This is a genomic window from Streptomyces sp. NPDC056347 (genome assembly GCF_042262625.1).
GTDB lineage: Bacteria > Actinomycetota > Actinomycetes > Streptomycetales > Streptomycetaceae > Streptomyces.
Map to the genome: position 1 here is coordinate 1 of NZ_JBHJQP010000216.1, position 12,487 is coordinate 12,487.

At 73.0% G+C, this 12,487-nt stretch carries 10 protein-coding genes; 3 read left to right on the plus strand and 7 right to left on the minus strand.

The genetic code is table 11. The features are described from left to right. Positions 1 to 95: 95 nt before the first annotated feature. On the minus strand, positions 96 to 497 hold the full coding sequence (locus tag ACFCV8_RS32395) for a RidA family protein (RefSeq protein ID WP_376689069.1): 402 nt from the start codon (positions 495 to 497) through the stop codon (positions 96 to 98). Continuing rightward, positions 494 to 1,711, minus strand: coding sequence for an acyl-CoA dehydrogenase family protein (locus ACFCV8_RS32400; protein ID WP_376689070.1), 1,218 nt, complete (start codon positions 1,709 to 1,711; stop codon positions 494 to 496). The genes ACFCV8_RS32395 and ACFCV8_RS32400 overlap by 4 nt, the downstream gene beginning before the upstream one ends. Before the next feature lie 193 nt (positions 1,712 to 1,904). On the opposite strand from ACFCV8_RS32400, the gene ACFCV8_RS32405 reads away from it, so the two are divergent. Continuing rightward, complete coding sequence (locus tag ACFCV8_RS32405) at positions 1,905 to 3,506, plus strand: AMP-binding protein (RefSeq protein WP_376689071.1); 1,602 nt, start codon at positions 1,905 to 1,907, stop codon at positions 3,504 to 3,506. A gap of 49 nt (positions 3,507 to 3,555) precedes the next feature. Then, on the plus strand, positions 3,556 to 4,377 hold the full coding sequence (locus ACFCV8_RS32410) for a GNAT family N-acetyltransferase (protein ID WP_376689072.1): 822 nt from the start codon (positions 3,556 to 3,558) through the stop codon (positions 4,375 to 4,377). 268 nt (positions 4,378 to 4,645) lie between these two features. Here the strand turns inward: ACFCV8_RS32410 and ACFCV8_RS32415 are convergent, their stop codons facing one another. Beyond that, entirely contained in the window at positions 4,646 to 6,934 is a 2,289-nt protein-coding gene (locus tag ACFCV8_RS32415) for a bifunctional salicylyl-CoA 5-hydroxylase/oxidoreductase (RefSeq protein WP_376689078.1), read from the minus strand. A gap of 2 nt (positions 6,935 to 6,936) precedes the next feature. Then, positions 6,937 to 7,764 carry an enoyl-CoA hydratase family protein gene (locus tag ACFCV8_RS32420; protein WP_376689073.1) on the minus strand — a complete coding sequence of 276 codons (828 nt, stop codon included), beginning with the start codon at positions 7,762 to 7,764 and terminating at the stop codon, positions 6,937 to 6,939. A 247-nt stretch (positions 7,765 to 8,011) separates the two neighbouring features. On the opposite strand from ACFCV8_RS32420, the gene ACFCV8_RS32425 reads away from it, so the two are divergent. Beyond that, positions 8,012 to 8,446: an ATP-binding protein gene (locus ACFCV8_RS32425; RefSeq protein WP_376689074.1), complete on the plus strand. Its 435-nt coding sequence runs from the start codon at positions 8,012 to 8,014 to the stop codon at positions 8,444 to 8,446. Here ACFCV8_RS32425 and ACFCV8_RS32430 read toward each other — a convergent pair. The 3 genes from ACFCV8_RS32430 to ACFCV8_RS32440 all read right to left on the minus strand — a co-directional run bounded on the left by ACFCV8_RS32430 (position 8,443) and on the right by ACFCV8_RS32440 (position 12,386). Further along, on the minus strand, positions 8,443 to 9,861 hold the full coding sequence (locus tag ACFCV8_RS32430) for an amino acid permease (protein WP_376689075.1): 1,419 nt from the start codon (positions 9,859 to 9,861) through the stop codon (positions 8,443 to 8,445). The two genes, ACFCV8_RS32425 and ACFCV8_RS32430, sit on opposite strands and share 4 nt — an antisense overlap. Positions 9,862 to 10,007: 146 nt before the next feature. Further along, positions 10,008 to 11,018, minus strand: coding sequence for an ornithine carbamoyltransferase (argF, locus tag ACFCV8_RS32435; RefSeq protein ID WP_376689076.1), 1,011 nt, complete (start codon positions 11,016 to 11,018; stop codon positions 10,008 to 10,010). 135 nt (positions 11,019 to 11,153) lie between these two features. Next, positions 11,154 to 12,386, minus strand: coding sequence for an arginine deiminase (locus ACFCV8_RS32440; RefSeq protein WP_376689077.1), 1,233 nt, complete (start codon positions 12,384 to 12,386; stop codon positions 11,154 to 11,156). Positions 12,387 to 12,487 lie beyond the last annotated feature (101 nt).

Below are 12,487 nucleotides of genomic sequence, written 5' to 3' on the forward strand. Positions count from 1 at the left end.
CCGCCCATGTGCTGGACCCGCCGTACTGACCCCCGCCGGAGCGTCGGCGGCCCGTGCGGCCCCGGGACCGTCGTCCCGGGCCCGCACGGTGCGTTTCACGGCAGCACGGCCACCCCGTCGATCTCCACCAGGGCCTGCTCGTCCCAGAGCCGGGTGATCCCGACGACCGCCATCGCCGGGTAGTCACGACCGGCCAACCGCCGCCAGATTCGGCCCAGTTCGGTGACGCGTTCGCGGTAGTCGGCCACGTCGGTGGCGTACACCGTGACGCGGGCGAGGTCGGTCGGGGCGCCGCCCGCCGCGCGGAGCGCGGTCAGCAGGTTGGCGAGCGCGGTGGCGAACTGGTCGGTGAGGCAGTCCCCCACGATCTTGCCGTGCTCGTCGAGGGCGGTCTGCCCGGCCAGGAAGACCAGCTGGCTCCCGGTGACGGTGACGGCGTGCGAGAACCCCGTGGGCGGGGACAGGTCTACGGGGTTGATCCGGTGCACCGGACTCATGCGGAAGCCTCCCGGCTCGCGTACAGCTCTTTGGCGATGATGGTGCGCTGGACCTCGCTGGCGCCCTCGTAGATCCGTGGCGCGCGGACCTCCCGGTAGAGGTGCTCCAGAAGGTGGCCGCGGCGCAGGGCGCGGGCGCCGTGCAGTTGGACGGCGGTGTCGACGACGTACTGGGCGGTCTCGGTGGCGTACAGCTTGGCCATGGCGGCCCGGCCCGGTACTCCGGGCTCCCCCGCGTCGTACGCGGCGGCTGCCGCGTACACCAGGAGCCGGGCCGCCTCGGTCCGGGTCGCCATCTCGGCGACCTGGTGGGAGACGGCCTGGAGGTCCTTCAGCACGCCGCCGAACGCGGTCCGCGCGGCGGTGTGCTCCACGGCGGCGTCGAGCGCGGCGCGGGCCATGCCCACGGCGAAGGCGCCGACGCTGGGACGGAAGAGGTTGAGGGTCTCCATGGCCACCCGGAAGCCCCGGTCCGGGACGCCGAGCACATCGTCGGCGGTGACCGGGACGCCGTCGAACTCCAGCGCCCCGATGGGGTGCGGCGACAGCATGTCGAGGGCGGCGCCGGTCAGCCCCGGACGGTCGGCCGGGACCAGGAACGCGGTGATGCCGCGCGAGCCGGTGCCGGGGGCGGTGCGCGCGAAGACGGTGTAGAAGTCGGCCTCCGGCGCATTGGAGATCCAGCACTTCTCGCCGGTCAGCCGCCAGCCCCGGCCGTCGGGCTCCGCGTCGGGCCCGGCCGCGGTGCCGGCCCCGGCCGCGGCGTCGGCCCCGGCCGCGGCGCCCGCTCCGGTGTCGCCCCCGGTTTCGCTTTCGGCCTTCAGGGCGAGGGCCGCCGCGTCCGATCCCGCGCCCGGCTCGCTGAGCGCGAAGGCGGCGACGGCGCGGCCCGCCCGCACCTCGGGGAGCCAGCGGGCCCGGAGGGCGGGGGTACCGGAACGGACCAGCGGGTGGCTGCCGAGCCCCTGGAGGGCCAGCGCCGTCTCGGCCTCCGTGCAGCCGCGGGCCAGGGACTCGCGGAGCAGGCAGAGGTCGAGGGCTCCGGAGTCGAGCATCCGGTCGAGGAGGCCCGCCTCGCCGAGCGCGGCGATCAGCGGGCGGTTGACATGTCCGGGGTCGCCCTTCTCGGCGAGCGGGCGCAGTTGCCGCTCGGCGAGGGTTCTCAGCTCCTCGCACCAGGCGGTCTGCGCCGGTTCGAGCGAGAATGCCGTCATACCCGCACCCCTCTTGTTCTGTTCTGTCGGTTTCTCGTACCCGTTCTTCGCATCCGCGCTCCGGCCTGTCGTCCAGTCCATTCCGTGCTCGTCTGCCCACTCGTACGATTTCCAGTCCACTCGCCCTATCGCGGACCGTTGACTACCGTCACCCAAACGATACGCTCCAGAGGCGACAAGGGGGCGATCCGTCATGGACCCGAAGACCTCAGCGCACCTCGACCCGTTCGCCAGGGAGCACCTGCCACCCCGAGACCAGTGGCCGGACCTCCTCTTCGACCTTCCCGCCCTGCGGTACCCGGACCGCCTCAACTGCGCGGTGGAGCTGCTGGACCGTACGACGGAACGATTCGGCCCGGACCGCCCCGCCTTCCGGACCGGCGACGGCACGGTCTGGAGCTACGGGGAACTGCGCGAGCGGGTGGACCGGATCGCCCGGGTCCTCACCACCGACCTGGGCGTCGTACCCGGCAACCGCGTCCTGCTCCGCGGCCCCACCGGCCCCTGGCTCGCCGCCTGCTGGCTCGCGGTGCTGAAGGCCGGCGCGATCGCCGTCACGGTGCTGGACCGGCAGCGGTCCGGCGAACTGTCCACCATCTGCTCACTGGCCCGGGTCAGCCACGCCCTGTGCGACGCCCGCTCGGTCGACGACCTGCTGAAGGCACAGGTACCGGGGCTGCGGACCACGGTGTACGGGGGCGGCGCCCCGGGCGACCTGCTGCGGCTGGCCGAGGCCCGGCCGGGGCCGTACCTGGCGGTGGACACCGCGGCCGACGACGTCGCGCTGATCGCCTTCACCTCGGGCACCACCGGGCGTCCGAAGGGCTGCATGCACTTCCACCGGGACGTGCTCGCCATCGCCGACACCTTCTCGGCCCAGGTGCTGCGCCCCACCCCCGACGACGTGTTCGCGGGCAGCCCGCCGCTCGGCTTCACCTTCGGGCTCGGCGGTCTGGTGGTCTTCCCGCTGCGGGCCGGTGCCAGCTCGCTGCTGCTCGAACAGTCCGGCCCGGCCCGGCTGCTGCCCGCGATCGCCGCCCACCACGTCTCGGTGCTGTTCACCGCGCCGACCGCCTACCGGGTGATGCTCGACCGGCTCGACGGCCACGATCTGAGCGCGCTGCGCCGCTGCGTCTCGGCCGGGGAGAACCTCCCGGCGGCCACCTGGCGGGCCTGGTACGAGCGGACGGGGCTGCGGATCATCAACGGCATCGGCGCCACCGAACTGCTCCACATCTTCATCTCCGCGGCCGACGACGCGGTCCGCCCCGGCACCACCGGCCTCCCGGTGCCCGGCTGGCAGGCCAGGATCCAGGACCGGGAGGGCCGTCCGGTGCCGGACGGGGAGCCGGGGCTGCTCGCCGTACGCGGCCCGGTCGGCTGCCGCTACCTCGCCGACCCGCGCCAGCGGGACTACGTGGCGCACGGCTGGAACCTCACCGGGGACACCTATGTGCGCGACGCGGACGGCTACTTCCGCTACGTGGCCCGCGCCGACGACATGATCATCTCCTCGGGGTACAACATCGCGGGCCCCGAGGTCGAGGACGCCCTGCTGCACCATCCGGCGGTGGCCGAGGCGGCGGTGGTGGGCCGGGCGGACGAGCTGCGCGGCCGGATCGTGGTGGCGTACGTGGTGGTGCGCGAGGGCGCGGCGGTGACCGCCGACGAGCTGCGCGCGTACGTGAAGGAGGAACTGGCCCCGCACAAGTGCCCGCGCGTGGTCGAGTTCCTGGACGCGCTCCCCCGTACCGCCACCGGCAAGCTCCAGCGCTTCCGGCTGCGGGACGGCTGAAGCCGTGTACGCGGGTGCGCCGCACCGCGCGCACCCGGCAGGATGAGGCATGACCTGGACCTTCACCGATGACGTCGACGCCTTCCTCGACGCGGCCGGTGCCTCGCTGGCCGCCCGGCCCGCCGAGAACACCCTGATCCTCACCATCAGCGACACCCTGCGCCGCCACGGCCCGCACGCCTACGGGGAGGGGGTCCCGCTGCTGGGCTGGTGGCGCGGGGCGGACGGCGCGGTCGCGGGGGCGCTGGTGCAGACGCCGCCGCATCCGCCGGTGCTGGGGACCGTCGCCCCGGAGGCGGTGGGCCCGCTGGCCGCCGCGCTCCCGCTGAGCCGGTTCAGCGCGGACCGGGCGACGGCCGAGGCGCTCGCCGCCGACTGGCCCGGCCACCGTATCGAGGAGGAGCAGCGGCTCTACCGGCTGGGGACGCTGGTGCCGCCCTCCCCCGCCCCGGCGGGCCGGGCCCGGAGGGCGGCGCCCGCCGACCGGGAGCTGCTGGTGCGCTGGCATCTCGACTTCGCCGACGAGGCCGGCACGCCGGTCGGTCACGTCGAGCGGACGGTGGACGAGCGGACGGCCTCGGGCACTCTGACGGTCTGGGAGGACGGCGGGGCCCGGGTGTCGATGGCGGGGGTCTCCGCGCTGATCGCGGGCACCGTCCGGGTGGTGGGCGTCTACACCCCGCCGGAGCACCGGGGCCGGGGGTACGCGGCGGCGGTGACCGCGGAGGCGAGCCGGGCGGCGATGGCGGCCGGCGCCCGCGAGGTGCTGCTCTTCACCGACCTCACGAACCCCACCAGCAACGGTGTGTACCGGCGGATCGGCTTCCGCCCGGTCGCGGACCGGCTGCTGGTCCGCGCGGCCGGGCGGTGAGCGAGGTGCCCGAGCCCGTTCGTCCGGCCGGCGATCCGGTCGGCCGCGGCGAACGTGGTGCGGTGGCGGCGGTGCGGGCGGCACCCGGTCGCCGGACCACCGTCGGCTCGGGTCCCGTCGTCCGTAGGGCTTCCGGGTCCGGCCGGCGCACGGTCCGGCCGCGCCGGAGCGGTCCGCCGGGAGGAGCGGGACACCCGGCACGGCGGTCCGCGCCCCGACCCGTGCCTGTGCCCGTGCCCGTGCTTGTGTCACGCCCGCCTGCCGCCGGTCAGTCCAGGGTGAGCCGGGGTTTCGGGGCGTCGGTGCGGCCGGTCGGCGGGGTGCGGCTGCCCGCACGGTACGGGGCCGGCCAGGGCGCGCCCGGTCCGGCGTAACCCTGCTCGGCCGCCGCGTGCAGCGTCCAGTGCGGGTCGTAGAGGTGCGGGCGGGCCAGGGCGCAGAGGTCGGCCCGGCCCGCGAGCAGCAGGGAGTTGACGTCGTCCCAGGAGGAGATCGCGCCGACCGCGATGACGGGCACGCACAGGGTGTTGCGGATCCGGTCCGCGTACGGGGTCTGGTAGGAGCGGCCGAACTCGGGCCGCTCCTCGGGGACCACCTGGCCGGTGGAGACGTCGATGGCATCGGCCCCATGGGTGACGAAGGCGCGGGAGATCTCCACGGCGTCGTCGGCGGTGGTGCCGCCCTCGGCCCAGTCGGTGGCGGAGATCCGGACGGTCATGGGCCGGTCGTCGGGCCATACGGCGCGGACCGCGTCGAAGACTTCGAGGGGGAAGCGGAGCCTGCCCGCCGGCGAGCCGCCGTAGGCGTCGGTGCGGTGGTTGGTGAGCGGGGAGAGGAAGCCGGAGAGCAGATAGCCGTGGGCGCAGTGGAGTTCGAGCAGGTCGAAGCCGCACTCCCCGGCGCGGCGGGCCGCCGAGACGAACTGTTCGCGCACCGTGTCGAGCCCCGCCCGGTCCAGGGCGTGCGGGACCTGGTTGACCCCGGCCGCGTACGGGATGGGTGAGGCGGCGACCAGCGGCCAGTTGCCGTGCGGGAGGGGCTGGTCGATGCCTTCCCACATCCGCCGGGTGGAGCCCTTGCGGCCGGAGTGGCCGAGCTGTACGCCGATGGCGGTGCCGGGGGCGCCGGTGTGGACGAAGTCGGTGATCCGGGTCCAGGCGGCGGCCTGCTCCGGGGTGTAGAGGCCGGTGCAGCCGGGGGTGATGCGGCCCTCGGCGCTGACGCACACCATCTCGGTCATGACGAGTCCGGCGCCGCCGAGCGCGCGGGCGCCGAGGTGGACGAGGTGGAAGTCGCCCGGGACGCCGTCCTCGGCCTCGTACATGTCCATGGGGGAGACGACGACGCGGTTGCGCAGTTCCAGGCCGCGCAGCCGCAGCGGGGTGAACATCGGAGGGACGCCGGGGGCGCAGCCGAACTCCTCCTCGACGGCAGCCGTGAAGGAGGGGTCGCGCAGCCGCAGGTTGTCGTGGGTGACGCGGCGGCTGCGGGTGAGGAGGTTGAAGGCGAACTGGCGGGGCGGCTGGTCGACGTAGGTGCCCAGCTCCTCGAACCAGCGCAGGCTGGCGGCGGCGGCCCGCTGGGTGGACGCGACGACCGGTCGGCGCTCGGCCTCGTACGCGCTCAGCGCGGCGGGCAGGTCGGGCTGTTCCTCGATGCAGGCGGCCAGGGCGAGGGCGTCCTCGACGGCGAGTTTGGTGCCGGAGCCGATGGAGAAGTGCGCGGTGTGGGCGGCGTCGCCGATCAGGACGGTGTTGCCGTGCGACCAGTGGTCGTTGACGACGGTGCGGAAGGTGAGCCAGGAGGAGTTGTTGGAGCGCAGTTTCCGGCCGCCGAGCGCCTGGTGGAAGATCTCGGCACAGCGCAGCGTCGAGTGCTCGGTCGCGCGGCTGTCGAATCCGGCGGCCCGCCACACCTCTTCGCGCATCTCGATGATGACGGTGGAGGCGTCGGCGGCGAAGGGGTAGGCGTGCAGCTGCATCACCCCGTACGGGGTCTCGGCGATCTCGAAGCGGAAGGCGTCGAGGGCGAAGTCGGCGGCGAGCCAGATGTAGCGGCAGCGGTGACCGGTCACACGGGGGCCGAAGACGTCGGCGTGGGCGGTACGGGTGCGGCTGTGCACCCCGTCGGCCGCGATCACCAGGTCGTGGCCGGCGGCCAGCTCGGCGGCGGGCGGCGCCTCGGTGCGGAAGCGGAGGCGGACGCCGAGCGAGGCACAGCGCTCGTGCAGGATGCGCAGGAGCCGGCGCCGCCCGAGCGCGGCGAAGCCGTGGCCGCCCGAGGTGTGGGTGACGCCGCGGTGGACGATGTCGATGTCGTCCCACCGGACGAATTCCTCGCCGAGGGCGTGGTAGACGGCGGGGTCGGCGTGCTCGATGCCGCCGAGGGTCTCGTCGGAGAGGACGACGCCGAAGCCGAAGGTGTCCTCGGGGGCGTTGCGTTCCCAGACGGTGATCTCGCGGTCCGGGTCGAGCCGTTTGAGCAGGGCCGCGGCGTAGAGGCCGCCGGGTCCGCCGCCGATGACCGCGACGCGCCGTACGGGGGGCCGGGTGGTCATCGTCAGCGGCCCTGCCACTTGGGGGGCCGCTTCTCGGTGAAGGCGGCGTGGAATTCCGCGTAGTCCTCGCCGTGCATCAGCAGGGCCTGGGTGGCGGCGTCCAGCTCGACGGCGGCGGCGAGCGGCAGATCGAGCTCGGCGGTGAGGAGAGCCTTGGTCTGGGCGAGGGCGAGGGCCGGTCCGTCGGCCAGGCGCCGGGCGAGCGCGGCGGCGCGCTCGTCGGCCCGGCCCTCGTCGGCCAGCTCGCTGATCAGCCCGATCCGGTCCGCCTCGGCGGCGCGGACGGGCTCGCCGAGCATCAGCAGCCGGGTGGCGTGGCCGAGGCCGACGACCCTGGGCAGCAGATAGGCGGCGCCCATGTCGCCGCCGGAGAGGCCGACCTTGGTGAACAGGAACGCGAAGCGGGCGGAGGGGTCGGCCACCCGGAAGTCGGCGGCCAGCGCGAGCACCGCCCCCGCTCCGGCCGCCACCCCGTGCACGGCGGCGACGACCGGGAAGGGGGCCTCCCGGACGGCTCGTACGACCTGCCCGGTCATCCGGTTGAAGTCCAGCAGCTGGGCGGTGTCCATGGCGAGGGTGGCGCCGATGATCTCGTCGACGTCGCCGCCGGAGCAGAACCCGCGGCCCTCCCCCGCGAGCACCAGGGCGCGCACGGCGCGTTCGCGGGACAGTTCGGCGAGCAGGTCGCGCAGGTCGGCGTAGGCGCCGAAGGTGAGCGCGTTGAGCTTCTCGGGGCGGGCGAGGGTGACGGTGGCGACCCCGTCCTCGGTGGTCAGCCGCAGGTGGCGCCAGTCCTCCGTGCGCGGTGCCGAGCTGGGAAACGGGCTCATCGAGGGGGCTCCTCCTCGGCCGTCGGGCTGCTGCCTGGAGCCGAATTTATCACTCGTACGTGACTCTCGTCATGAGTGCGCGATAGGGCTGCGTGGGGAAAAAAGAGTGTCCAACGTCCCTTTCATACCGGTCGGCAGTCCCTTGTCTCTCTCGTTGCAGTTCGTAAGGTTGAAACCGAGAAGTCTTGAACTCCACACAGGTCCCGCGACCGCGCCTCGGACCCGGTCCAGGAACGGAAACCATGCCGTGCTCCCCGATGCCCCCGATGTCCCGCCCCCCGCCTCCTGGCGGATCACGCTGCCGCACTCGACGGCGGCCGTCCCGATCGCCCGTGCCCTGATCCGTACCGCGCTCGCCGACATCGACGTACCGGCGGACACCGACACCGCGGAGCTGCTCACCGCGGAGCTGGTGGCCAACGCGGTCGAGCACACCGGCAGCGGCGAGCCGATCGAGCTGGTGGTGGAGCTCCTGCCCACCGGCTGCCAGGTCGAGGTGCACGACCGCTCCCCCGCCCCGCCGGGCGGCCTCGACTTCCCCCACCCCGGCGGCGAGCCGGACCCCTGGCAGGAACACGGCCGGGGGCTGCTGCTGATCCGGGCGCTCTCCTCCTCCTGCGGCCACCGCCCGACCGAGCACGGCAAGGCGGTCTGGTTCACGCTCCCGCCGCTCGCTTCCTAGGCCCCGTCGGCGGCCAGCCGGGAGTGGGCACGGCCGTAGCGGGCGTACACCGCCGAGCCGACGAGCAGGAAGGCCGCGAACTGCAGCCAGGTCGACCAGCCCGTCCCGTACATCAGGTAGAGGCAGAAGGCAATGCCCAGGAGCGGGCCCAGGGGGTGGAGCGGCGCCCGGAAGGAGCCGCGCACCTCCGGGTTGCGGCGGCGCAGCACGATCACCGCGAGGTTCACCGCGACCATGGTGGCCAGTGCGCCGATGGTGGTCAGGTTCACCACCACGTCGAGCGAGGAGAAGGCCGCCGGGACCGCGAAGACGACGGCCACGATCCAGGTGTTGGCGACCGGGGTCGCGGTGCGCGGCGAGACCCGTTCGAAGACCCGGGGGATGAGCCCGTCCCGGGACATCGACATCAGGATGCGGGTCTGCCCGTACATGACCGCGAGCACCACGGAGGCGATCGCGACGACCGCGCCGAAGGCGACGATCCCGCCGCCCGCGGTCGAGCCGGTGACCTGGTTGACGACGATCGACAGCGCCGCGGGCCGGTCGGCGACCGCCTGCGGCCCCAGTGCGCCGATGGCGCCGAGTGCCACGGCGCAGTAGAGCACGGTGACCAGGCCGATGCAGATCATGATCGCGAGCGGGATGTTCCGCCGGGGGTTGCGGACCTCCTCGCCCGCGGTGGTGATGGCGTCGAAGCCGATGTACGAGAAGAAGGCCAGCGAGGCCCCGGCGGTGACCCCGCCCGCCCCCTGGGCGAAGAACGGCGTGAGGTTGCCGCGCTCGAAGGCGGTGAAGGCGACGGCGCAGAACGCGACCAGGATGGTGATCTTGAGGACGGCCATCGCGGCGGTGGCCCCGGCACTCTCCCGGACGCCGCGCACGAGCAGGGTGGCGGCCATCATCACCACCAGTACGGCGGGCAGGTTGATCACCCCGCCGTCGCCGGGCCCGGCCGAGAGGGCTTCGGGCAGCCGCACGCCGATCAGGCTGTCCAGCAGTTCGTTGACGTACTGGCTCCAGCCGACGGCGACCGCGGAGACCGAGACGCCGTACTCCAGCAGCAGGCACCAGCCGACGAGGAACGCGACGCGCTCACCGAGGGTCGCGTAGGCGAAGGAGTAGGAGCTGCCGGAGACCGGAATGGCGCTGCCCAGTTCGGCGAAGGAGAACGCGGTGAAGACACAGGTGATCGCCGCGAGCACGAAGGAGAGCACGACCGCCGGACCCGCTTCGGCGACGCTGTCGGAGAGACCGACGAAGATCCCGGTCCCGACGACGGCGCCGATACCGAAGCACACCAGCTGGAAGAGGCCCATGGTGCGCTTCAGGCCGTGCCCCTCCAGGTCCGCACCGGACTCGGCGATCAGCTGGTGGGGGCTCTTGATGCGCGGCCCGGACGGGCGCAGCGGACTCACGGGGACGGGCTCTTCTCTGGTGGTGCGAGGAAATGGCGGTGGGGTTCGAGCGTGCGAGCCCGAACCCCACCGAATGGCACCATCATAGCCATCTCTTCGCATATTCACCCAATTGGGTGCATGATCATGCAGCCATCGGCCGCCGGTCACGGGCGCGGCGGCGCCATCGTCGCGACCAGCACGGCCTTGATGGTGTGCATCCGGTTCTCCGCCTCGTCGAAGACGAGCGAGTGCGCGGACTCGAAAACCTCGTCGGTGACCTCCAGCTCCGTCATCCCGTACTCGGCCTCGATGTCGCGCCCGACCGCGGTCCCGAGGTCGTGGAAGGCCGGGAGGCAGTGCAGGAACTTCACGTCGGCGTTGCCGGTGGCGCGCAGCACGTCCATCGTCACGGCGTACGGCGCCAGCGCGGCGATGCGCTCGGCCCAGACCTCCTTGGGCTCACCCATGGAGACCCAGACGTCGGTGGCGACGAAGTCGGCGCCCCTGACACCCCCGGCGACGTCCTCGGTGAGGGTGACGACCGCGCCGCTGGCGGCGGCGAGGCGGTGGGCCTCGGCGACGACGGGCTCGGCGGGCCAGTACGCCTTCGGCGCGACGATCCGTATGTCCATGCCGAGCAGGGCGCCGGTGATCAGGTAGGAGTTGCCCATGTTGAAGCGGGCGTCGCCGAGGTAGGCGAAGGAGATCCGCTCCAGCGGCTTGTCGCTGTGCTCGGTCATCGTGAGGACGTCGGCGAGCATCTGGGTGGGGTGCCAGTCGTCGGTGAGCCCGTTGAAGACCGGCACGCCGCCGTGGGCGGCCAGCTCCTCGACGGCCGCCTGGCTGTCGCCGCGGTACTCGATGCCGTCGAACATCCGGCCGAGGACGCGCGCGGTGTCCTTCACCGACTCCTTGTGCCCCATCTGCGAGCCGGAGGGATCCAGGTAGGTCGTGGAGGCGCCCTGGTCCGCGGCGGCCACCTCGAAGGCGCAGCGGGTGCGGGTCGAGGTCTTCTCGAAGATCAGCGCGATGTTCTTGCCGCGCAGCCGCTGCGCCTCGGCCCCCGACTTCTTGGCCGCCTTGAGCTCGGCCGCGAGCTCGACCAGGCCGCGGAACTCCTCGGCCGTGAAGTCCAGCTCCTTGAGGAAGTGGCGGCCTGCGAGGTCTATGGCCATGGTGCGGCTCCTGGGTCGGGCGTGGGTCGCGCGTACAGTGATTCTGGAAGTCTATACGACACCCTGCATCGCTATACGGAATGGTCGTGCCGTCCGCGCGGCCCGCCCCGGATCCCGGGCCCCTCCGCCCCACTGCTACACAGCGTCGCGCACCACCGGGCAGCTCATGCAGCGGGGGCCGCCCCGGCCCCGGCCGAGTTCGCTGCCGGGGATCTCGATGACCTCGATGCCCTCCTTGCGCAGGAAGGTGTTGGTGGTGGCGTTGCGCTCGTACGCGACGACGACGCCCGGTTCGACGGCCAGCACGTTGCAGCCGTCGTCCCACTGCTCGCGCTCGGCGGCGTGCACGTCCTGGGTGGCGGTGAGCACCCGGATCGCGTCCAGTCCCAGGGCGCGGGCGATCGCCCGGTGCATCTGCTCGGGCGGATGGTCGGTGACCTTCAGGTCCCGGGGGCCGTCGCCGGGCTCGATGGTGTACGAGCGGAGCATGCCCAGTCCGGCGTACTGGGTGAAGGTGTCGCCGTCGATCATCGTCATCACCGTGTCGAGGTGCATGAACGCCCGTCGTTTGGGCATGTCGAGCGCCACGATCGTGCGGGCCGAACCGGCGTCGAAGAGGCCCCGGGCCAGCATCTCCACGGCCTGGGGGGCGGTGCGTTCGCTCATCCCGATGAGCACCGCGCCGTGGCCGATGACCAGGACGTCACCGCCCTCGATGGTGGACGGGTAGTCCGCCAGCCCCTCCGACCAGTGATGGAAGGAGCCCGCCTCGGGACCGGTGAAGAGCGGGTGGTGGCGGTAGATCGCCTCGAAGTGGACGGTCTCGCGCTGCCGGGCCGGCCAGCGCATCGCGTTGATGGAGACCCCGTCGTATATCCAGGCCGAGGTGTCCCGGGTGAAGAGGTGGTTCGGCAGCGGGTGCAACAGGAAGTCGTCCAGATCCATGACGTGGAAGCGGACGGAGGTCGGCTCGCGGTGCCCGGCCAGGAACTCCCGCTTGGTCATGCCGCCGACCAGCGCGTCGGCCAGCTCGGGGCCGGGCATCTCCTCGAAGGCGGCCCGCAGGTGCTCGGTGGCTAGCGGGCCGTACTCCTTCTCCTCGAAGACCCGGTCCAGGACGAGCCGTCTGGCCACCGGGATGTCCAGCGACTCGCGGAGCAGATCGCCGAAGAGGTGCACCTCCACGCCCCGGTCGCGCAGCACGTCCGCGAAGCCGTCGTGCTCCTGGCGGGCGCGGCGCACCCAGAGCACGTCGTCGAAGAGGAGCGCGTCCTTGTTGCTGGGGGTGAGCCGCTTCAGTTCCAGATCGGGGCGGTGCAGGATGACGCGGCGCAGCCGCCCGGCCTCGGAGTCGACGTGGAATCCCATGTCTCCATCCTCACCGGGCGCGGCCCCGTTCACTCCCGCGAATCACCGGCGGGTTCCCTCTCGGACGTACCGGCGAGCCCGGTCGCGGCGGCCGGTGGACC